At 65.4% G+C, this 19,998-nt stretch carries 18 protein-coding genes; 10 read left to right on the top strand and 8 right to left on the bottom strand.

Annotated elements, in window-relative coordinates:
* Nucleotides 1–186 precede the first annotated feature (186 nt).
* Together M9H71_RS08485 and dksA are read left to right on the top strand one after the other, a co-directional pair.
* Nucleotides 187–597 carry a flagellar assembly protein FliX gene (locus M9H71_RS08485; RefSeq protein ID WP_455404607.1) on the top strand — a complete coding sequence of 137 codons (411 nt, stop codon included), beginning with the start codon at nucleotides 187–189 and terminating at the stop codon, nucleotides 595–597.
* Nucleotides 598–736: 139 nt separating this feature from the next.
* Nucleotides 737–1,147 carry an RNA polymerase-binding protein DksA gene (dksA, locus tag M9H71_RS08480; protein WP_164601631.1) on the top strand — a complete coding sequence of 137 codons (411 nt, stop codon included), beginning with the start codon at nucleotides 737–739 and terminating at the stop codon, nucleotides 1,145–1,147.
* 122 nt (nucleotides 1,148–1,269) lie between these two features.
* Here dksA and M9H71_RS08475 read toward each other — a convergent pair whose 3' ends face one another.
* Together M9H71_RS08475 and M9H71_RS08470 are read right to left on the bottom strand one after the other, a co-directional pair.
* Nucleotides 1,270–1,551 (bottom strand): DUF3551 domain-containing protein, encoded by a 282-nt coding sequence (locus M9H71_RS08475; protein WP_164601633.1) that lies wholly within the window; start codon nucleotides 1,549–1,551, stop codon nucleotides 1,270–1,272.
* Between the two features lie 196 nt (nucleotides 1,552–1,747).
* The gene (locus M9H71_RS08470; protein WP_455404606.1) at nucleotides 1,748–2,311 is read right to left on the bottom strand and encodes a TetR family transcriptional regulator; all 564 of its coding nucleotides are present in this window, start codon (nucleotides 2,309–2,311) and stop codon (nucleotides 1,748–1,750) included.
* A 141-nt stretch (nucleotides 2,312–2,452) separates the two neighbouring features.
* Between M9H71_RS08470 and M9H71_RS08465 the strand changes: the two genes are divergently transcribed.
* On the top strand, nucleotides 2,453–3,649 hold the full coding sequence (locus M9H71_RS08465; protein WP_455404605.1) for an efflux RND transporter periplasmic adaptor subunit: 1,197 nt from the start codon (nucleotides 2,453–2,455) through the stop codon (nucleotides 3,647–3,649).
* A 12-nt stretch (nucleotides 3,650–3,661) separates the two neighbouring features.
* A complete protein-coding gene (locus tag M9H71_RS08460) occupies nucleotides 3,662–6,757 on the top strand; it encodes a multidrug efflux RND transporter permease subunit (protein WP_455404604.1) in 3,096 nt (1,031 codons plus the stop codon).
* Nucleotides 6,758–6,847: 90 nt separating this feature from the next.
* Here the strand turns inward: M9H71_RS08460 and M9H71_RS08455 are convergent, their stop codons facing one another.
* The gene (locus M9H71_RS08455) at nucleotides 6,848–7,657 is read right to left on the bottom strand and encodes an amidohydrolase family protein (RefSeq protein WP_455404603.1); all 810 of its coding nucleotides are present in this window, start codon (nucleotides 7,655–7,657) and stop codon (nucleotides 6,848–6,850) included.
* A 128-nt stretch (nucleotides 7,658–7,785) separates the two neighbouring features.
* On the opposite strand from M9H71_RS08455, the gene M9H71_RS08450 reads away from it, so the two are divergent.
* Nucleotides 7,786–8,172: a MarR family winged helix-turn-helix transcriptional regulator gene (locus M9H71_RS08450; RefSeq protein ID WP_455404602.1), complete on the top strand. Its 387-nt coding sequence runs from the start codon at nucleotides 7,786–7,788 to the stop codon at nucleotides 8,170–8,172.
* Between the two features lie 170 nt (nucleotides 8,173–8,342).
* On the opposite strand, the gene flgH is transcribed toward M9H71_RS08450, so the two are convergent.
* The 4 genes from flgH to flgF are packed head-to-tail and all read right to left on the bottom strand — an operon-like array spanning nucleotide 8,343 to nucleotide 11,713.
* Nucleotides 8,343–9,101 carry a flagellar basal body L-ring protein FlgH gene (flgH, locus tag M9H71_RS08445; RefSeq protein ID WP_455404601.1) on the bottom strand — a complete coding sequence of 253 codons (759 nt, stop codon included), beginning with the start codon at nucleotides 9,099–9,101 and terminating at the stop codon, nucleotides 8,343–8,345.
* Nucleotides 9,102–9,106: 5 nt separating this feature from the next.
* Nucleotides 9,107–10,138, bottom strand: coding sequence for a flagellar basal body P-ring formation chaperone FlgA (gene flgA, locus M9H71_RS08440; protein WP_455404600.1), 1,032 nt, complete (start codon nucleotides 10,136–10,138; stop codon nucleotides 9,107–9,109).
* Between the two features lie 12 nt (nucleotides 10,139–10,150).
* On the bottom strand, nucleotides 10,151–10,939 hold the full coding sequence (flgG, locus tag M9H71_RS08435) for a flagellar basal-body rod protein FlgG (RefSeq protein WP_110788611.1): 789 nt from the start codon (nucleotides 10,937–10,939) through the stop codon (nucleotides 10,151–10,153).
* Nucleotides 10,940–10,951: 12 nt separating this feature from the next.
* Nucleotides 10,952–11,713: a flagellar basal-body rod protein FlgF gene (flgF, locus tag M9H71_RS08430; RefSeq protein WP_455404599.1), complete on the bottom strand. Its 762-nt coding sequence runs from the start codon at nucleotides 11,711–11,713 to the stop codon at nucleotides 10,952–10,954.
* A gap of 364 nt (nucleotides 11,714–12,077) precedes the next feature.
* Here flgF and fliL point away from each other — a divergent pair, with 364 nt between their 5' ends.
* From fliL to M9H71_RS08410, 4 genes are read left to right on the top strand one after another with little or no spacing between them, the layout of a single operon-like run.
* Nucleotides 12,078–12,581, top strand: a complete 504-nt coding sequence (gene fliL, locus M9H71_RS08425) for a flagellar basal body-associated protein FliL (protein WP_455404598.1) — start codon at nucleotides 12,078–12,080, stop codon at nucleotides 12,579–12,581.
* Nucleotides 12,582–12,588: 7 nt separating this feature from the next.
* Nucleotides 12,589–13,791, top strand: a complete 1,203-nt coding sequence (gene fliM, locus M9H71_RS08420; protein WP_110788609.1) for a flagellar motor switch protein FliM — start codon at nucleotides 12,589–12,591, stop codon at nucleotides 13,789–13,791.
* Complete coding sequence (locus M9H71_RS08415; protein WP_455404597.1) at nucleotides 13,788–14,213, top strand: DUF6468 domain-containing protein; 426 nt, start codon at nucleotides 13,788–13,790, stop codon at nucleotides 14,211–14,213. The genes fliM and M9H71_RS08415 overlap by 4 nt, the downstream gene beginning before the upstream one ends.
* On the top strand, nucleotides 14,210–14,971 hold the full coding sequence (locus M9H71_RS08410) for a MotE family protein (protein WP_455404596.1): 762 nt from the start codon (nucleotides 14,210–14,212) through the stop codon (nucleotides 14,969–14,971). The genes M9H71_RS08415 and M9H71_RS08410 overlap by 4 nt, the downstream gene beginning before the upstream one ends.
* A 306-nt stretch (nucleotides 14,972–15,277) precedes the next feature.
* Here M9H71_RS08410 and M9H71_RS08405 read toward each other — a convergent pair whose 3' ends face one another.
* Nucleotides 15,278–15,607, bottom strand: coding sequence for a GrlR family regulatory protein (locus tag M9H71_RS08405; protein ID WP_455404595.1), 330 nt, complete (start codon nucleotides 15,605–15,607; stop codon nucleotides 15,278–15,280).
* A gap of 470 nt (nucleotides 15,608–16,077) precedes the next feature.
* On the opposite strand from M9H71_RS08405, the gene M9H71_RS08400 reads away from it, so the two are divergent.
* Complete coding sequence (locus M9H71_RS08400; protein WP_455404594.1) at nucleotides 16,078–19,797, top strand: tetratricopeptide repeat protein; 3,720 nt, start codon at nucleotides 16,078–16,080, stop codon at nucleotides 19,795–19,797.
* Nucleotides 19,798–19,998: the final 201 nt, after the last annotated feature.

The following is a 19,998-nucleotide window of genomic DNA, read 5'->3' as shown; positions in this document are numbered from 1 at the left end:
AGTTCCGCTGACCGAAGCCGGCTCCGGGTTCCCGCCGCGCCGAAACTGCCGTCACCGGCAATTCTTGCCGGGCCGTTTACTCGCCGTTAACCATAAAACGGTTTGCTGCGGGTCGGGGGCCTCAGCCCTGTTGCCGCCCTGGGTGTAAGCTGTTTCGCGGCGAGCCTGGACACGGCGAGAGAGACGATGCGCATTTACGGTCCGAACGGCACCACCACATCGACCGGATCCGGCACTGTCCGGCGCTCCGGATCGAGCACGTTCTCGTTGCCCACCGCGCCGACGCCGCAGGAGGCCAAGCCGGTCAGCGCACCGCGCCCGCCGGCCGGCATCGATGCGCTGCTGGCGATGCAGGGCGTCGAGGATGCCACCGAACGGCGCAAGCGGTCGGTGAAGCGCGGCCGGACCGCCCTGGACGCGCTCGACGATCTGAAGATCGGGCTGTTGTCCGGCTCGCTTGACGCCGCCACGGTGGCGCGGCTGCGGGCCGCGGCCGCCGAGCTGAAGGACTCCTCCGGCGATCCGGGCCTCGACGCGGTGCTCGCGGAAATCGAGCTGCGGGTCGAGGTCGAACTGGCAAAAGCCGGCCAAGGCTGAGTCCTCCCTGTCCTGTTCCCCCGCTATTCCGCCGTTCCACTGCGAACGCTGCGGTCGATATTGTCTGTCACAACTCAGCGCTATATAAGCTGCCGCGCAGGCGGGGTGTTTACCGCCTGATGTGGATCATGGATTGCCCTTGGACAAGTTGAAAGACTATCGACCATCCGAGAAAGAGCCGTTCATGAACGAGCGGCAGCGCGAGTATTTTCGCGCCAAATTGTTAGCTTGGAAGGACGAGATCCTGCGTGAAGCCAAACTCACGCTCCAGGCACTACAGGAAGAGAACGTCAATCATCCCGACTTGGCCGATCGCGCCTCTTCCGAAACCGACCGCGCTATTGAGCTGCGCGCTCGCGACCGTCAACGCAAGCTGATCGCCAAGATCGACGCAGCGCTGCAGCGGATCGAAGACAACACCTACGGCTATTGCGAAGAAACCGGCGAGCCGATTTCTTTGAAGCGGCTCGAAGCGCGCCCGATCGCGACGCTCTCGGTCGAAGCCCAGGAGCGCCACGAGAAGCGCGAAAAGGTGTATCGCGACGAATAGGCGGGTCGCCTGATCGAAGTTTTACGGCGTCGTTTCCAACCGGAAGCGGCGCCGTCGTTTTTGGTAACTGCTGGGATGTCCTGTCCAGGCTCTGCAGCAGGATGGTCGCCTGGGGCGGTGCCTCAGTGCCGGCGATGCCGGAGCTTCCGCGTCGGAGGCGGAACGTCCTGCGGCTCGGAGAGCTGCTGACGCGCACTGAACGCGACGACGGGATTGATGTCGCAATACGCCCGGGTGCCGGAAGCCGTCACCATGCACTGCTGGTAGGAGTCGAACTGGCAGTTGCCGGGATACCCCCATTCGCCGCCCTGCAGGCAGTAAGGGAAATCACGGGCCGAGGCCGGAGCCGCCGCCAGGGTGAGAATGGTCGCTGCCGCGAATACCGCGGCGCCGGTCTTGGTCATCTGGTCTCTCCATTGGGCCCGACTGTCCGACGCAAGGAATCATCGAGCGCCGGCGAACGTAGCGTTCCCCGGTCGCGATACAACTACGATCGCGGGATGCCGTCGATGCGCCGGATCATGTCTGCCGATGTCTATGCAAGCGAGTTGTGATCGGCCGTGATGTGCCGTGTTCACAACCTGCGTCACGACCTGCGGCTCAGTCCTTTCGCGTCATCGCAACGAGACGCGCCAGCAGCTTCTTGCGGTCCATCCGCAGGTCGGGGGCGAGGTGGGTGAGATCGGCGAGCCAGGCGCCGTCGGCGGCGAGCCGGACGATCTCCAGTGCGGGCGCAGAGTCGGTCTTCTTGTGCTTGGTCAGCCGCGTCCGCATCCAGGTCGACCAGCGCGGTCGCAGTACTGGATCGGTCATCATCGATACCGCCAGCGCGCCACCGCACTGGTTGTCGTCCTGATCGCTGAGGTTGAAGGTCGCCCGGACATAGGCGCGGGTGAAGCAGCCGTAGCTGGAATGGTCGTCCTGCATCGCCTCGTCGATCGCGGAACCGAAGATGTCGAGCTGGGCGTCGAACACGGCCTCGATCAATCTCTCCTTGGTCGGGAAGTGATGGAACAGCCCTCCCTTGGTGACGCCGGCGGCCGCGGCGACGGCTTGGACCGTAACCGCCTGCAGGCCGCGCTCCAGCGCCAGATTGGCCGCGCAGTCGATCAGGGCGCGGCGGACGACTTCCGGTTGTTTCTTTCGCTCATAGGCGCTGCTCATCGCGGCGAGAGACTTTCGATGTGACGTTCGGATGAATCTACACGGGGGGAGGTTGTTATTGTCAATGATCTAATATACCAACCGGCCGGTATCTTTGAGCGGTTGCGATATGGCTGGGGGGGCGCGCGACCGCGCCGAGCGATGGTGATCTGCGTGATAACGAAGACAAGGGCCGCCCTCCGGGCCGCATGCGCGTTTGGTGTGGTGGTGAGTCTGGCCGGCTGTGGTGACGGTAAACAGGCCGGGGCCGACCAGCAAACACCGCCGGTGCCGGTGAGCGTGGTGACGGTTGCGCCGGAAACGTTGCGTATCGTCAGCGATCTGCCCGGCCGCATCGCGCCCACCCGCATCGCCGAAGTGCGACCGCGCGTTTCCGGCATCATCGTCGAGCGGGTGTTCAAGCAGGGGACTGTCGTCCAGCAGGGCGACGTGCTGTACCGGCTCGACCCGGCGCCGTTCCAGGTTCGCGTCGCCAGCGCCAAGGCGGCGCTGCAGCGGGCCGTGGCGACGCGCACGCTCGCGGCACAGCAGGCCGAGCGTCAGACCCGGCTGAAAGATCGCGACGTCACCACCGGCCAACTCTACGACAAGGCGGTCGCCGAACTGGCGCAGGCTGAAGCGGACGAGGCTTCGGCGCGCGCCGGTCTGCAGGCTGCCGAGCTTGATCTGCAATACACCGAGGTGCGTGCGCCGATTACCGGCCGGATCGGGCGCGCGCTGATCACCGAGGGCGCGCTGTTCACCGTCGGCGGCAGCGAGAGTCTGGCGACGATTCAGCAGCTCGATCCGGTCTATGCGGACTTCACCCAGTCGGCCAACGAATTGCTGGAGCTCAAACACGCCGCGCAGCGCTCGGCGAAGCCGGGCGATGCGATCGAAGCCGAGGTTCGCCTCCGCTTCGACAACGGGACGAACTACGCCCATCGCGGCCGGCTGCTGTTCTCCGAAGCCTCGGTCGACGCCACCACCGGGCAGGTGACGCTGCGCGGCGAGTTTCCCAATCCCGACGGCGATTTATTGCCGGGCATGTACGTGCGGGTGCTGCTCGTGCAGGGCGAGCAGGCCAATGTGCTGGCCGTGCCCGACCGCGCGCTGCGCCGCGATCCTGGCGGGCAGGCACAGCTCTATGTCGTTTCGGCTGACCGTAAGGCCGAATTGCGCCCGGTGACGCCGTCGCGACTAGTCGACGGCCGCTGGATCATCGCCAGCGGATTGAAGGCCGGCGATGCGGTGATCGTGCAGGGCTTCCAGGCGCTGTCGCCAGGTGCTTCGGTCGATCCGAAGCCGTGGCCGCACGCGGCGGCTGGCACGATCAGCGCCGCCTCGCAGGCAAAGTGAGGCTCTGCGGTCATGCCCGATTTCTTCATCGCGCGGCCGGTGTTCGCATGGGTCGTCGCCATCTTCATCATGATCGCCGGCGCGCTGGCGATTCCATTCCTGCCGGTCGCGCAATATCCCAACATCGCGCCAGCCAAGATCTCCGTCACCGCCAACTATCCGGGCGCTTCGTCGGAGGAGATCTATCAGGGCGTCGTCCGGCTGATCGAGGATCAGCTCGCGGGTATTCCTGGCCTGATGTATTTCGAGTCGACCACCGATGCGACCGGCCAGATCTCGATCGAGGTATCGTTTCAGCCCGGAACGTCGCTGGCCCAAGCCACGGTGGACGTGCAGAACCGCATCCGGCGCGTCGAGTCACGGCTGCCGAGCGCGGTGACTCAGCGTGGTATTCTGGTGGACGAAGCCTCCAGCACCTTCCTGATGTTCATCTCGTTGCAGACCACCGACGGCTCAATGGATAGCGTTGCGGTCGGCGACTACATCACCCGGCACATCATCAGTGACATCCGCCGGGTCGAGGGGGTCGGCAAGGCGCAGTTGTTCGGCACTCAGCGGTCGATGCGGGTGTGGATCGATCCGGACAAGCTGTTCGGTGTCGGCCTGACCGTCAGCGATGTGTCGGCGGCGATCGCCGCGCAAAACGCGCAGGTCGCGGCGGGACGAATTGGCGCGATGCCCAACCCGGTCTCGCAGGAGGTCACCGCGCCGGTGCTGGTCAAGGGCCAGCTCGGCACGCCGGAGGAATTCGGCGCCATCGTATTGCGCGCCAATCGCGATGGTTCGTCGGTGCGGCTGCGCGACGTCGCGCGGGTCGAGGTCGGCGGCGAGGACTACAATTCCGAGAGCCGGCTGAACGGTCAGCCGGCCGCTTCGATCGGCGTCCAACTCTCGGCGACCGCCAATGCGCTCGCCACCTCCCGGGCCGTCACCGCCAAGATGAAGGAGCTGTCGCAGTACTTTCCCAAGGGCATGACCTACGAGATTCCCTACGACACGACGCCGTTCATCAAGGCGTCGATCGAGAAGGTGCTGTACACGCTCGCCGAAGCGATCGCGCTGGTGTTCGTGGTGATGTTCCTGTTTCTGCAGAACATCCGCTACACCTTGATTCCGACCCTGGTGGTGCCGATCGCGTTGCTCGGCACCTGCGCGGTGATGTACGCCACCGGCTTCTCCATCAATGTGCTGACGATGTTCGCGATGGTGCTGGCGATCGGCATCCTGGTCGACGACGCCATCGTGGTGGTCGAAAACGTCGAACGCCTGATGGCGACCGAGGGGCTGTCGCCGCGCCAGGCGACCATCAAGGCGATGAAGCAGATCAAGGGCGCGATCGTCGGCATTACGCTGGTGTTGACGGCGGTGTTTCTGCCGATGGCGTTCTTCCCGGGTGCAGTCGGGATCATCTATCGCCAGTTCAGTCTGACGATGGTGGTCTCTATTCTATTCTCCAGCTTCCTGGCGCTGACTCTCACACCGGCGCTGTGCGCCACCTTCCTCAAGCCGGTGCCGGACGATCACCATGAGAAGGGCGGCTTCTTCGGCTGGTTCAACCGCAGTTTCGCGCGCGTCTCCGGCCGGTATCGCAATGGCGTCCGTTGGGCGACCGGGCGGACCGGGCGCTTGATGGCGGTGTATCTGGCGCTGCTCGCCGGCCTCGGCTGGGCTTACTTGCGGCTGCCGGCCGCGTTTCTGCCGACCGAGGATCAGGGCTATCTGATCGTCGATATGCAGGCGCCGACCGAAGCGACGCAGACCCGTGCGATGACCTCTGTCGAGCAGGCCGAGCGCGTCTTCCTCGCCGATCCCAGCGTGTCGCAGGTGTTCACCGTCGTCGGCTTCAGCTTCTCCGGCAATTCGCAAAGCGCCGCTGTGGCATTCGTCACGCTGAAGGATTGGAGCGAACGCCGCCACGACAGCGCGGCGGCAATCGCGCGGCGCGCCAATGTCGAACTGGCGAAGATCGGCGATGCCGCCGTGATGGCGTTCGAGCCGCCGCCGATCGACGGTCTCGGAAACTTCACCGGCTTCACTTTCCGGCTGCAAGATCGCGGCGGTCGCGGCAGCGCGGCGCTCGACGATGCGGCGACGCGGCTGACCGCTGCCGGTGCGGCCAGTCCGCTGCTCACCGGTGTGCGCGTCGAGGGCCTGGCCAATTCGGCTCAGCTTCATCTGGTGATCGACCGCGAGAAGGCCAACACACTCGGCGTATCCTTCGCCGACATCAACGCCACGATCACGGGCAGCCTCGGTTCGGCTTACGTCAACGACTTCCCCAACGCTGGCCGGATGCAGCGCGTGACGATCCAAGCGCAGGACGACCGCCGGATGCATGCGGACGATTTGCTCAAGCTGAACGTCCGCAACGCCGCAGGCGGCATGGTGCCGCTGTCGTCCTTCGCGCGCACCGAATGGTCGAAGGGGCCAATCCAGGTGATCGGCTTCAACGGCTATCCGTCGGTGCGCTTCGCAGGCGACGCGACACCGGGCCACTCGTCGGGGGAGGCGATCGCCGAGATGGAACGGCTCGCCAAGCAATTACCGCGTGGCTTCGGTTTCGAATGGGCCGGGCAGTCGCTGCAGGAAATCCAGTCCGGCAATCAGGCGCCGTTCCTGCTCGGGCTCAGTGTGCTGTTCGTGTTTCTGCTGCTGGCGGCGCTGTATGAGAGCTGGTCGATCCCGCTGTCGGTGATGCTGGTGGTGCCTCTCGGTATCATCGGTGCGCTGCTGGCGGTGATGCTGCGCGACATGCCGAACGACATCTACTTCAAGGTCGGCCTGATCGCGATCATCGGGCTGTCCGCCAAGAACGCGATCCTGATCGTCGAATTCGCCAAGGATCTGCACGCCGACGGCAGGTCGCTGCGGGAGGCGGCGATCGAGGCGTCGGCAGTGCGCTTCCGCCCGATCATCATGACGTCGCTCGCCTTCATCCTCGGCGTGACGCCGCTGGCGTTCGCCTCCGGCGTCAGCGCCGGCAGCCAGAACGCGATCGGCACCGGTGTGTTCGGCGGCATGCTGTCGGCCACCGTGCTGGCGGTGCTGTTCGTGCCGGTGTTCTATGTGTTCGTGCTGCGCCGGGTGGAGCGCCGCTCGTCGCGGTAGGCTGCTGTGCAGCAATCGACGCCAGGAGATCTGGCAACGCGGCCTTGAGCCGCGGGCCTCGGTCGCTGTCCTTGCATCGCCGGGACAGTGCTACAACCCGAAGACACGTTTGGCATTTCCCGACAGGAAGTCCGCGGATGCTTCGGGGGAAAGCGTCAGGCTTCCGAGCCCTTTGAGGCAGGTGGCTGGTGACAGCATCTGCCAGTTCGAGCCGAACATCACCCGGCGTTGGCCGATGCCCTTCATCCAATCGACGAATGCAGGCGGCAGGCGATGAAGCGCGTAGGCCGAGGTGTCGACATGGAAGTTCGGGAACTTGACCGTCATGGTCACCAGTTCGTCGATCCACGGGAAGCCTACGTGACCGCCCACCACAACGAGCTCGGGGAAATCCAGCATGACCTCTTCCAGATAGGGAATGAGGCGCCCGGTGTCCGAGCCTTTCAGCGGACCGGTGTGGCCAATCTGGGTGCAGAACGGGACGCCCGCTTCGATGCAGGCAGCATAGATCGGATAGTAAAGCCTATTGTTCGGCGGCAAGCCCCAGAGCCAGGGGACGACCCGCACGCCGACGAATCTCTTGCCGTCGACCCAGCGGCGGATCTCTCTCACGGCCTCCATCGGACGGGTGAGGTCGGCGCTGGCCAGGCCGCGGAAGCGCGCTGGCGCCGTGGCGATCTGCTCGGCCACCTCCTCGTTGCTGATCAGATCACCCTCGGGGCCGTACCAGGCGGACAGCAGCGAGATGTCGACGCCCGCCTTATCCATTTCCTGCAGCGTGGCATCCACGGATGAAACGAAGTTCTCGGTCTGCCCATTCCAACGCATCAGCGTCTGCAGCCAGGGGCGATTCCCCATGCGCGCTGTGGTAATCTGCGACCAGACATCGATCACGCTCATCATCGACCTTCATATACTTCACAGATGAAGTATATGGAGGTCGATGAGAAACCGCAAGCAGGGATGCAGGCTTCATGTCCGCTTCGAAGAACCGGCTGTATCATCGCCTCCAGACGACGGCGCACCGGATGCAGAAATCCGCAGACCGGGCGGTGATGGCGGCTGCCGACATCACCACCGCCCAGGCCGCGGTACTGATGCTGGTCGCGACCGAAGGAGCGGTCACCCAGCGTGAAGTTGCGCGGCGGCTGGGAGTGAACGAGTCGGCCATGACTGCGATGGTACGGCGGCTTCTCGCGCTGGGGTTGCTCGAGCGCAGCCGTGATCAGGAAGACGTCCGCGCCTGGCGATTGCAGTCGAACGAGGCGGGGCGAGCGGCGCTGAAACGCGTCCAGCAGCCGTTCAAGCATGTCAATGAAACGATTGAAGCGGTGCTTGGCGCCGACGACATCGCTCGGCTCTCCGAATACCTTGATCGGCTCGCCGCAGCATTCGCCTCAGATCCCGAGCCGTAATGCCGATGCGGATCGGCGGACGAGCCAATGCAGAGGGGCGAGCCCAGCATGGCCGCCGAAAAGGCCGCGGCCTCCGTCCGGAGGGAGAGCCGGACGGAGGCCGCGTTGGAACACCTGACCGCGCCTAGGTTCGCGGCCGGGTGTGGGAGCTCGTTGTCAGGTCATGACGATCAGAACGGGAGCAGCACGTCCATCACCTGCTGGCCGTAGCGCTGCTGCTGCACGTCGGTGATCTGGCCGCGGCCGCCATAGGCGATGCGGGCCTGTGCGATCTTGCTCGAGTCGATGGTGTTGTCGCTCTGGATGTCTTCTGGGCGGACGATGCCGGCCACGATCAGTTCGCGCACTTCGAAATTGACGCGGATCTCCTGCTTGCCTTCGACCACCAGGTTGCCGTTCGGCAGCACCTGCGTCACCACCGCGGCGACGCTGGTTTGCAACGCTTCCTGACGCTGCACCGAACCCTTGCCGTCGGACGACGAGGTGGAGTCGGTGGTCAGGATGCGGCCCGGCAGCACCGCGGTCGCGGGAGTCGTGATCGTCTTGCTGCCGATGAAGTCGGTGATGCCGGAGTCTTCCTTGCTGGTGCGGCTGCGCTGAGTCTCGTTGGCGATGTTGGCCTTATCGGTGAAGTTCACCGTCACGGTGAGAATGTCGCCGATCTTGGCGGCGCGCTGATCCTTGAAGAAGGCGCGGCTGCCGTTCCGCCACAGCGAGTTGGCGTTGTAGGATGCGACCTCCGGCTTCGGCATCGGCATCTGCACCGGCTTGTAGCCCGGCTGCGTGGTCGGGTTCTCGATCGGGGTGAGCGCCGGCCGCTCGCCAATCGCTGCGAGACGATCGATCGAGGAGCAGCCCCCGGCGAGTCCGCCGGTCGCCACCAGAGCGGCGATCAGAACGATGCGTTGCAGCGGCACAGACTTCAACATGAACTTTACTCGGGTTTCGTGGCGCTGGCGATGAGGCGCGGAGAGATGACGGTGATGGCGACCTGACCGCGGCCGACCACCGTGCCGGTGATGGTGCGCTTGGATTGCAGGTTGAGGACGCTGACGACGTCGCCCTCGGCGCCGGTGTCGAGCGCCTTGCCGCGCGCGGTGAGATACAAGCCGGCGGCACGGTAGATCAGGGTGACGCCCTGATCGCGTAGCACGAGGTCGGGCTTGGAGAGGTCGGCGCTGCGCAGCACCTGGCCGCCGCGCAGCGTTTGGCGCACCTGCATGCCGATCGCTGCATCGCGCGCGACGGCGTCGGAGGCGACCTCGCTCTTCGGCCGGCGCTCCGTTGCGATGTCGGACGCCTTGATCACGTCGTTGCGCTGAACCGGGCGCGTCAGCACCGTGGTCATCACGGTTTCGATCGCGGTGCCGGTGACCCGCAGCCGCGCCGGTGCTGCGCCTTGCCCGCCGGCGATCTCGTAACTGATGTCGAACCGACCGCTGCGCAGGTCGAACCGCTCGCTGACGAGCTGCAATGCGCCCGCATAGGCGGCCGGCAGCGTCTTGGTCTCGACGTCGCGGTCGAAGTTCACCGTGATGTCTTCGGCTTCACCGAGGCTGTGGCGCTGCTGCAGGGTGCGGATCACCTGCTGCTCGATTTCCTTAGCCGCCAGCGTGCGCGCCAGCCGGGTCACGGTGACTTCGGAAATGTCGCGGGTGTCGACGCCGATCACCCGGTGGGCGCGCAGCGCGGCGAGCACGGTCGCGGTCGGCAGCGCGCCGGTGGTGCCGAGATCGGGCGAGCGATAGATCGCGATGTCTGCGGCGGAGCCGGCATTGTCGATCACGTCGCCGATCCGCACCAGCTCGCCGGTGACTTCGACGTGAGGCCGCAGCACCGGTGTCTTCAGTACCTCGCTGGGCTGCATCTCGGCGGCCGGCTGCGGTTGCGGAGCGGCTGTCTGGCCGGAAGCGGTGGCGCTGGCAGCGGCGACGAAGCTGGCCGCAAGAAGAAGAGTCCGGATCATCTGACGTCTCCCTCAGCGGAACATGTTGGAGGTGGACTGCAGCATCTGGTCGGCGGCGCTGACCACCTTGGCGTTCATCTCGTAGGCGCGCTGCGCCGAGATCAGGTCCGAGATTTCCGTCACCGCTTCGACGTTGGCCTGTTCCAGCGTCTTCTGCAGGATGTCGCCGAGGCCGTCGGCGGTGGCGATGCCGTCCTGCGGCGTGCCCGAGGCCGGCGTTTCGACGAACAGGTTGTCGCCCTGCGGCTGCAGGCCGGCCTTGTTGATGAACCGCGTCAGGCCGATCTGGCCGAGCACGGTCGGCGTGGTCGAACCGGAGACTGTCACCGACACCTGACCGTTGGTGGCGACGGTGATGCTGGTCGCGCCGTTTGGAATCGTGATGGTGGGCTGCACCGGGTTGCCGCCGGCGGTGACGATGCGGCCGGTGTTGTCGGTGGTGAACGAACCGTCGCGGGTATAGGCGAAGGTGCCGTCCGGCATCTGAATCTTGAAGAAGCCTTCGCCGCGCACCGCCATGTCGAGGTCGTTGCCGGTCGGCGACAGCGTGCCCTGGGTCATCAGCCGCGGCGTGCCCACGGTCTTGACGCCGCCGCCGATGTCGACACCGACCGGCAGGATCGTGCCCTGGTCCGAAGCCTGTGCGCCGACGCGGCGGACGTGATCGTAGATCAGGTCCTGAAACTGCGCCGTCTGCTTCTTGAAGCCGGTGGTCCGCATGTTGGCGATGTTGTTGGAGATCACCTGAACGTTGAGCTCCTGGGCCGCCATCCCGGTCGCCGCGGTGTAGAGTGCGCGCATCGTCAGTCTCCGTTAGGCCGGCACTTCGGCGAGCCGCTCGATCGCAGTCTTCCGCAGCTCGCTCTCTTGCTGCAGCATCGCCGAGATCTGGGTGTAGGTGCGGGTGACGTCGATCATTCGCGTCATTTCCATCACGGAGTTGACGTTCGACTTCTCGACGTAGCCCTGGCGCAGTACCGACTTGATGTCCGGCGTGCCCTGATCGGAGGTCGCCGCGAACAGGTTACCGCCTTCCTTCATCAGGCTCTGCGGCCTGTCGAACGACACCACCCGCAGCTTGCCGCGCAGCGAGTCGATGATCGAGGTGCCTTCCAGCACGCTGACGCGGCCGTCCGGCGAGATCGATACTTCCTTGTCGGTCGGCTGCAGCACGATCGGGCCGCCGGTGCCGAGCACCGGAAAGCCGGACCCGTTAACGAGCTGGCCCCGGGCATTGATCTTCAGCGAACCGTCGCGGGTGAAGCGCTCGCCTTGCGGTGTCTGCACCACCAGGAAGCCCTTGCCGTCGACCGCGACGTCGAGCGGGTTCTTGGTCTGCTCCAGCGGACCAGTCGACAGGTCGTGGTAGGTGGCGCGGTCCTGCACGAAGCTGACACGCCGGTCCGGCCGCGCGAAATTGTCTTCGTGCGCGCCGGTATTGAGAAATTCCTGAAACATCGACCGCTCGGCCTTGAAGCCGGTGGTGCTGATGTTGGCGAGGTTGTTCGCGACGACATCCATCTGTCGTTCGAGCACGACCTGCCGTGACAGTCCGACGAGAAGTGCATTCTCCATCGGTGGTTCTCCCTTCAATGACCCGCCGCCAAGCCCTCCCAGACCGGTGGCGGATCGTGCGAACCGCAGATGCTCTCCCAAGCGAGCGGTTCACCAGAGACCCTGCGAACCTCGTGCCAAACTAGAAAATCATTGTATTACAGAGGCTTGATCATTTTCGAAGGATCGCCAGGGCGGCAATAAAGGACTTGTTGACCATACCGGCCGGCAAATTCTTCCTAGCTGCGGCCGCTTGGAAAGGTTCCGTTAACCATTGCGCCATAGCGTCGTGTGATCAGAGCCTTGGGCGCTGGCGGCGTTAGTCTCGCGTTTACGGTTCGCCCCGGTTGCGGCTCGCTTTTTTAGGACATGGGCGATTCGGCCGATGGCGGACGCAGAGAAACCGGAAGAAGGCGCGGAAGCCGGTGAAGGCGGGGCGCCGAAGAGCAAGAAGAAGCTCATCATCATCATCGCTGCCGCGGCGCTGCTGTTGGTCGGCGGCGGGGGCGGCGCGTGGTTTTTCATGAAGAAGGGCCACGGCGACGCCGAGCACCACGCCGAGGCTGCCAAGGAAGTGAAGCCGCCGTCCTTCGTCGAAGTGCCCGAGATCATGGTCAACCTCGCAGGCCAGCCGGGCGAGCGGGTGCAGTATCTGAAGGCGAAGATCGTGCTCGAGGTGAAGGACGCCAAGCAGGCCGAGCAGATCAAACCGACGATGCCGCGGATCACCGACCTGTTTCAGACCTATCTCCGCGAATTGCGGTCCGGCGATCTCAACGGTTCGGTCGGAATGTTTCGGATGAAGGAGGAACTGACCCGGCGCGTGAATCTGGCAGTCGCACCCGCGCAGGTGTCGGCGGTGTTGTTCAAGGAAGTACTGGTGCAGTGAGCTGAGCATGGCCGGCCAGGACCAACTCGACCAGGACGCAATTGCCGCCCAATGGGAAGCCTCCATGGCCTCGGAGGATCCCGAGGCCGCGGCAAAAGCGGCAGCGGAGAACGAACTCACCGGGACGATGGCGGAGCAATGGGCCGCCATGGTCGAGGATGGCGGCCGCGATCTCGGCGGCGGCAAGAACGGCGGCGAGCGGGTGCTGTCGCAGGAGGAGATCGACAATCTCCTCGGCTTCAGCGTCGGCGAGGTGCATCTCGACGAGAACTCCGGCATCCGCGCGATCATCGACTCGGCGATGGTCTCCTACGAGCGTCTGCCGATGCTCGAAATCGTGTTCGACCGCCTGGTGCGGTTGATGACGACGAGCTTGCGCAATTTCACCTCCGACAACGTCGAAGTTTCGCTCGACCGCATCACCTCGGTCCGGTTCGGCGACTACATGAACTCGATCCCGCTGCCGGCGGTGCTGTGCGTGTTCAAGGCCGAGGAGTGGCAGAACTTCGGGCTCGCCACCGTCGACTCCAGCCTGATCTATTCGATGATCGACGTGCTGCTCGGCGGCCGTCGCGGCCAGGCGGCGCTGCGCATCGAGGGCCGGCCCTACACCACCATCGAAACCAATCTGGTGAAGCGGCTGCTGGAAGTGGTACTGGCCGACGCCGAGCAGGCGTTCCGGCCGCTGTCGCCGGTGTCGTTCTCGATCGACCGGCTCGAAACCAATCCGCGCTTCGCCGCGATCAGCCGTCCCGCCAACGCCGCGATTCTGGTCCGCCTGCACATCGACATGGAAGACCGCGGCGGCAACATCGAGCTGCTGCTGCCTTACGCCACGATCGAGCCGATCCGCGGCGTGTTGATGCAGATGTTCATGGGCGAAAAATTCGGCCGTGATCAGGTCTGGGAAGGTCATCTCGCCACCGAGATCGTGCAGGCCGATATTTCGGTCGATGCGGTGCTGTACGAAGCGGAGCTGCCGCTGCGGCAATTGATGGCGCTGCAGGTCGGCGACACCCTGCCGCTCGAACTCAGTGCCGACGCCACCGTGGCGGTTCGTTGCGGCAACGTGACGTTGACCGAGGGCCGGATGGGCCGGGTCGGCGACCGCGTCGCGATCCGCGTCACCAAACCGTTGCGTAGGCCGCTGACGACCTACGCGATGTTCGAGCGCACCGACGAGCAGAGCAAAATGATGGAGGCACAATGAGCCATACCTTCGCAATCGTAATCGAAAGCCTGGTCGCCGTGCTGCTGCTCGTCACCGTCGGCTATTGCTGGCTGCTCAACAAGCGGCTGCTGCGGCTGAAGGCCGACGAAGCCTCCCTGAAGGCGACGATCGGCGAACTGATCACCGTTACCGAGATCGCCGAGCGCGCGATCGGCGGGCTCAAGCTCACGGTGCGCGAGGTCAACGAGAATCTCGGCCGCGACATCGCCGCGGCGTCGGCGCTGTCCGAGCAGTTGAAGAAGCAGCTCGGCGAGGGCGACAACGTGTTGCGGCGGCTGTCGAAGATCGTCGCGGCGGCACGGCCGGGCGGCGAACAGCAGCCGGTGTCGGCGGCGCAGGCCAATGCTGCGGCGGCGCAGGCTTTTGCGGAACGTAGGCGACAAAGCGGTTTGGCTGCATGAATGCATTCCGGGACATTCGCATCCTGCCGGTCGTGCTGGTCGCGATCTTCGGCCTTGCTGTGCTGAAGATCGCCGGACTGGTGCTCGATGGCGGCTACGTGTTCGATTACGATCCGAACGCGACCAAGCCGTCATGGGCCCAGGAGAACCTGAACTTCCCCGGACGGAAGCCGATCGATCCCGACATCACCGGCTCGGTGCATAGCGAGCCGAAGAAGAAGGAAGAATCCAAGCCCGAGGTTGCGCCGCCGGACCAGACCAAGCCGGCCGACGTCGAGCCGGAGACGCCGCCGATCTCGGCAGCCGAACGCGCCATTCTGGAACGGCTGCAGGCACGTCGCCAGGAGCTCGACGCCCGCGCGCGCGAAGTCGAAATTCGCGAGAGCCTGCTCAAGGCCGCCGAGAAGCGGATCGAATCCAAGGTCCAGGAGATGAAGGAGACCGAGGGCCAGATCGGCAAGGCGACCGAGGAAAAGTCGGAAGCCGAGTCGGCGCGCTTCAAGGGCATCGTCACGATGTACGAGGCGATGAAGCCGAAGGACGCCGCGAAGATCTTCGACCGGCTGGAAATGCCGGTGCTGATCGAGATCGCCACCCAGATCGCGCCCCGTAAGATGTCCGACATCCTCGGCCTGATGTCCGCCGAGGCTGCCGAGAAGCTCACCGTCGAAATGGCCCGCCGCGCCACCGGCAAGGCCGCCGTCGCTTCGACCGTGGTACTGCCGAAGATCGAAGGCCGTCCGACGCCAATCCGGTAGTCGGCTATCTGCCTCGATCCTCAACCCGATCCTTCGCGGCCACTCGCATAACCGGGCTGAATGCTGTGCTGAAAGCGCCGGTCAGAAGAAGTGGCCGCGCTCGCAGAGCGTCTCGGCAGAAAACTGTTCCAATAAATGGAAGTTGTGCGGCCTCGCGCGATGAGCCGGCTTGATGCCGTACTGCCCTCGATCGGGCCGACCGCGACGTTGATGCGCATATCCTCTGGGATTTGGTGGTCGGCCCCCGCATGCGTGGGGCGAATTCGTTGTGACCTGACGAGCTGAGTACGGTCACGTCTTCTGGCGTTATTCGCTGATCCGCGTCAGCACCGCCTTGAAGCCGAGCGACGGCGCCTCGGCGGCGATGCCCTCGACCTGCGCGAAGTCGCCGATCGAGGAGCCGTGGAAGTCGACGCGGACGTCGTCCACGCCGAACACCGATTGGATCGCCGGATCGACGGTATGTCTGCGCGCCGTGATGGTACCGTGGATCGTCTGGCCGCTCTGTTCGAACGCACCGATATAGGCGAATGCCGAACTGCCGCCGTGAAGCCGGCTGTCGGACGCGAATACCACGCCCACCCCCTTACGTCGCGGTGTCTCGAATTCGACCTTGTAGAGACCCTTCAGCAGCATGATGTAGTCGGACCGGTTGGAGATTGCAGGGCGCGTCTCTCGGTTCGCTGAACGTCGGCGGATGGCGATCCGAAGCGTCGACGCGCGGCGTCGCCGCTGGGGCGATAGACGGGGGCATCACGGCAGCAGAACGCGGCAATCGCGGTCATGGCGCAGGACAGTCCAGATGGTTGTATTCATCGCCCAGGTAATACTACCAAGAGCGTGTCCGTTCCGACAATCTAAATCTCTGATTGAAGATCGCACGGTGATGCGACCGCGTTGCGACTGAACCTCGATCGCGGCGGTCCGCTGCAGCTTCCTGCGAAGGTTAAACCACCGTTAACAGCTTCTATGTCCTAGTGCGTCAGGCTGCGGTTCTGCGCGCTTCCGCCGCGCCCGATCGCATGCTCGGAGTGTGTATGGATGACGGGCGGCGAAGCCGCTCAGGATCGGCCGACGGCAGGGTCGTCGACCGAAAGACACGACGGATGGCGCGAATGGCTGCCGCTGGAGTTTGGTCACAGGCGCTGGTCGGGCGCGTCGCAAGGCTCTGCCTTGCGCTCGCGTTGCTGATCGCGGCCGCGCTGACCGCTCAGCCGGCCGCCGCACAGGTCCGCGGCGAGGCCAGCTTCGAAGCCAAAGGCGGTTACGGTCGTCTGCTGCTCAAACTTGCCGAAGACGTCGAATCCGACGTTGCGACCGCCGGCCTGATCGTAGTGATCCGCTTCAAGCGACCAGTCGATATCCCGGTCGACAAGCTGGCCGACTCCGCGCCCGGCTATATCGGCTCGGCGCGCATCGATCCGGACGGCTACGCAATCCGTCTGGCGCTGACGCGCAAACTCACCGTCAACGCGATGGCGGCGGGCGAGCGGCTGTTCGTCGATCTGCTGCCGGAGGCCTGGACCGGTGCACCGCCGGGGTTGCCGGCCGATGTGGTGAAGGAACTCGCCGAGCGCGCCCGGGCCGCCGAGCGCGCGTTGCGGGCCCAGCGCGCCGCCGCCGAAGTGAGGAAGCGTCCGCCGATCCGGGTGCGGACCTCGGTGCAGCCGACCTTCGTGCGCTACGTGTTCGAAGTGCCGTCCGATGTGCGCGTGTCGTCGACACTGACCGATCGCAAGCTCAGTGTGCAGTTCAACACGCCGCTCACCTTCGATCTCGCCGATGCCCAGCTCGCATCGCCCCCGAGCGTTGCCTCGATCTCCCAGGCCATCAACGGCGGCAACTCCTCGGTCGACTTCTCGCTGATCGGCGGCGCCGACGTGCACTCGTTCCGCGAGGAAAAGAACTTCATCATCGACGTCGGCTTTCAACCGACCGGTTCCGATGGACCGCAGACCATGGGACCGTCGGCGCTCAAACTGCCGGAGATCGCCAAGCTCGATCCGAAAGCGCTGCAAGCCGAGATCCTGAAGCAGGACGCCAAGCCGGAGAGCGGCGACAAGTCGGACAGCAAGGACGCCAATGATCAGGCGGCCACCCAGCGGGCGCCGGCGGTAGCTGAGGCCAAGGCGATGAAGCCGGCGAGCCCCGCCGGGCCGCAGCCTTTGCCGGCTCCGCCCGCTGCCGCGCCGTCGCCGTCAGCGGCAGGATCTGCAGCGACGCCGTCGCCGGCCGGGCCGCCGGCCAAGGACAGCCAAGTCGCCGCTACGCCAGGACCCGCTACGCCAGTCCCCGCGGCGCCGAGCATCGCTCCGCCACAGACCGCTCCCGCTACGCCTCCGCCCGCAGCCGCCGAACCGGCAGCGACGGTCAAGCCTGTTGCGTCGAGTGTCGCCCGTCCGGTCGACGTGCAGATGCGCAACGATGGTCTGCATCTGAACTTTGCCTTCGCCGCGCCGACGCCGGCGGCGCTATTCCGCCGCGGCGACATCCTGTGGCTGGTGCTCGACAACACCGCGCCGTTCGATCTGTCGGCGATCCGCCGCGAGGGCAGCGCTGTGGTCGCCGATGCCAGCAGAGTGCCGCTGGCGAACGGGCAGGCGATCCGCATTCGGCTCAACCGGCCGCAGATCGCCACGCTCAGCGAAGAGGACGGCTCCGGTCGGAGCTGGTCGGTCACGCTCGCCGATGCCGGCCGCTCCGCGTCTCGTCCGCTGGCCGCGGTGCGCAACATCTCCGATCCGGGGCGCGCCAGCGTATCGGTGGCGCTGCCGGCGCTCGGCCAGGTGCAGCAACTCGTCGATCCGGACGCAGGCGATACGCTGACGGTGGTGACGGCGCTGCCGCCGCCGCGCGGCTTCATCAAGCGGCAGAACTTCGTCGAGTTCAGCCTGCTGGAATCGATCCATGGCGTGGTGATCGATCTGAAGTCCGACGATGTCCGCGTCGAGACCACCGCCGATGCGGTGGTGCTGACGCGGCCCGGTGGTCTCACGCTGTCGTCGGCGCCGGAGAGCAACGGCGATGCGACCGCCGAACGGCCGTTCTTCGACGTCCGGCAGTGGGAGAAGGATCAGACCGGCAGCTTCAACGAAGCGCTCGATGCCCATCTGACGGCGTCCTCTGTCGCCGACGGTGACGACAAGCTGCCGGCCCGGCTCGATCTGGCGCGGTTCTACATGGCCCGCGGGCTGTATCAGGAGGCCAAGGGTGTGCTCGATCTGGCGCTGTCGGCCAGCAAGCCGGGGCAAGAGGACCCCGCGGCGATGATGGGACATGCCGCTGCCAGCGCGCTGATGTGGCGGCCCGATCAGACGTTCAAGGACGTCGCCAATCCGGCGATCGCCTCGACCTACGACGCGCAGATGTGGAAGGGCGTGGCGCTGGCGCGGCAGGGCAAGTGGCCGGAAGCGCGCGAGAAGCTGAAGAGTGTGCAGTTCGCCGTCACTGCGCTGCCGCTCGATATCCAGCGCGAGGTGCTCGCCGCCGCGATGCGCGCATCGCTCGAGGTGCGGGACTACGCCGGGGCCGCCAAGCTGAGCAGCGATTTCGATCTGGTCGGCGTATCGCCGGAGATCAAGCCGCAGGTCACGTTCATGCGCGGCTGGCTCGACGAGGCGCTCGGCCGCGAACCGGACGCGCTGAAGAAGTACAAGGACGCGATGGCCTCGACCGATCGGCAGGCCGCCGCCGAAGCGCGATTCCGCGACATCCTGCTGCGGATGAAACGCGACGAACTGACACCGGCCGAGGCGTTGCCCGAGCTGGAGCGGTTGTCGGTCAACTGGCGCGGCGACCTGCTCGAAGTGAAGACCCAGCAATTGCTGTCGAAGATGTACGCCGACGTCGGGCGCTATCAGGATTCGCTGCAGGCGGCGCGGGTCGCGACCCAGCTCGCGCCGAACTCGGACGCAGCCCGCAAGGCCCAGGACGATTCCCGCGCGCTGTTCTCGGAGATATTCCTCGGTACCAAGGGCGATGGCCTGCCGCCGATCGAGGCGCTGGCGGTGTTCTACGAGTATCGCGAACTGACTCCGATCGGGCGCCGCGGCGACGAGATGATCCGCCGGCTCGCGGACCGGTTGGTCGCCGTCGATCTGCTCGATCAGGCCAGCGAGCTGTTGCAGTATCAGGTCGACAAGCGGCTCGAAGGCGCGGCGCGAGCGCAGGTCGCAGCCAAGCTGGCGATGATCTATCTGATGAACCGCAAGCCGGACCGCGCGATCGCGGCGCTGCATTCGTCGCGGATCGCCGATCTGGCCGGCGAGCTGCGTCAGCAGCGGCTATTGATCGAGGCGCGCGCACAGAGCGACATCGGCCGCCACGATCTGGCGCTCGACATCATCAGCAACATCGGCGGACGTGAGGCGATCCGGCTGCGCTCCGACATCTATTGGGCGGCGCGGCGCTGGCGCGAATCCTCCGAGCAGATCGAATTGTATCTCGGCGATCGTTGGAAGGACTTCACGCCGCTGTCGGCAGGCGAGAAGAGCGATGTGATCCGCGCCGTGGTCGGCTATGCGCTGGCCGAAGATTCGCTCGGGCTCGATCGCTTCCGCGAGAAATTCTCGCCGTTGATGACCGATCCGGCCGACCGCGCCGCCTTCGATATCGCCAGCAAGCCGACCGCCGGCAACAGCGCCGCGTTCGCCGCGATCGCCAAGATGGCCGCCAGCGTCGATACGCTGGACGGCTTCCTGCGCGAGATGAAGCAACGCTTCCCCGACGCCTCCGCCCGCGCCACCCCGCCCGGCGCCGACATGACCTCGACCGGCTCGCTGCCTCGGGTCCCGCCGAAAATCCGCGTCATCCAGACGACGCGGTAGTCATTACTTCGCCGGTCCCACCATCATCCTGAAGCGCGAGCGGTAGCTCGCGAAGTCCGGAATTCATACGCCGTGTGCTCTCGGTCGCGACCATGCGCGGAACGAGCGGATCGGCTCACCCCCAGCGCGGGGGATATGGATTGCTGGCTCGCGCTCCGCGCGCTCCGAATGACTCGTGGAGCGGGCGGGCAACAGGACCTT

It is taken from the genome of Rhodopseudomonas parapalustris, assembly GCF_053772255.1.
The sequence above is the reverse complement of the archived record's forward strand: the minus strand, read 5'-3'. Positions and strand labels throughout refer to the sequence as shown.

Bases quoted from the DNA above. Each gene is read 5' to 3' on its own strand.
- M9H71_RS08460 (WP_455404604.1), top strand. From the start codon at position 3,662: ATGCCCGATTTCTTCATCGCGCGGCCGGTGTTCGCATGGGTCGTCGCC.
- fliM (WP_110788609.1), top strand. From the start codon at position 12,589: ATGGCCGGCCAGGACCAACTCGACCAGGACGCAATTGCCGCCCAATGG.
- M9H71_RS08410 (WP_455404596.1), top strand. From the start codon at position 14,210: ATGAATGCATTCCGGGACATTCGCATCCTGCCGGTCGTGCTGGTCGCG.
- M9H71_RS08415 (WP_455404597.1), top strand. From the start codon at position 13,788: ATGAGCCATACCTTCGCAATCGTAATCGAAAGCCTGGTCGCCGTGCTG.
- flgH (WP_455404601.1), bottom strand. From the start codon at position 9,101: ATGTTGAAGTCTGTGCCGCTGCAACGCATCGTTCTGATCGCCGCTCTG.
- M9H71_RS08400 (WP_455404594.1), top strand. From the start codon at position 16,078: ATGGCGCGAATGGCTGCCGCTGGAGTTTGGTCACAGGCGCTGGTCGGG.
- M9H71_RS08405 (WP_455404595.1), bottom strand. From the start codon at position 15,607: ATGCTGCTGAAGGGTCTCTACAAGGTCGAATTCGAGACACCGCGACGT.
- M9H71_RS08450 (WP_455404602.1), top strand. From the start codon at position 7,786: ATGCAGAAATCCGCAGACCGGGCGGTGATGGCGGCTGCCGACATCACC.
- flgA (WP_455404600.1), bottom strand. From the start codon at position 10,138: ATGATCCGGACTCTTCTTCTTGCGGCCAGCTTCGTCGCCGCTGCCAGC.
- M9H71_RS08470 (WP_455404606.1), bottom strand. From the start codon at position 2,311: ATGAGCAGCGCCTATGAGCGAAAGAAACAACCGGAAGTCGTCCGCCGC.
- M9H71_RS08485 (WP_455404607.1), top strand. From the start codon at position 187: ATGCGCATTTACGGTCCGAACGGCACCACCACATCGACCGGATCCGGC.
- M9H71_RS08475 (WP_164601633.1), bottom strand. From the start codon at position 1,551: ATGACCAAGACCGGCGCCGCGGTATTCGCGGCAGCGACCATTCTCACC.
- fliL (WP_455404598.1), top strand. From the start codon at position 12,078: ATGGCGGACGCAGAGAAACCGGAAGAAGGCGCGGAAGCCGGTGAAGGC.
- M9H71_RS08465 (WP_455404605.1), top strand. From the start codon at position 2,453: ATGGTGATCTGCGTGATAACGAAGACAAGGGCCGCCCTCCGGGCCGCA.
- M9H71_RS08455 (WP_455404603.1), bottom strand. From the start codon at position 7,657: ATGAGCGTGATCGATGTCTGGTCGCAGATTACCACAGCGCGCATGGGG.
- flgG (WP_110788611.1), bottom strand. From the start codon at position 10,939: ATGCGCGCACTCTACACCGCGGCGACCGGGATGGCGGCCCAGGAGCTC.
- flgF (WP_455404599.1), bottom strand. From the start codon at position 11,713: ATGGAGAATGCACTTCTCGTCGGACTGTCACGGCAGGTCGTGCTCGAA.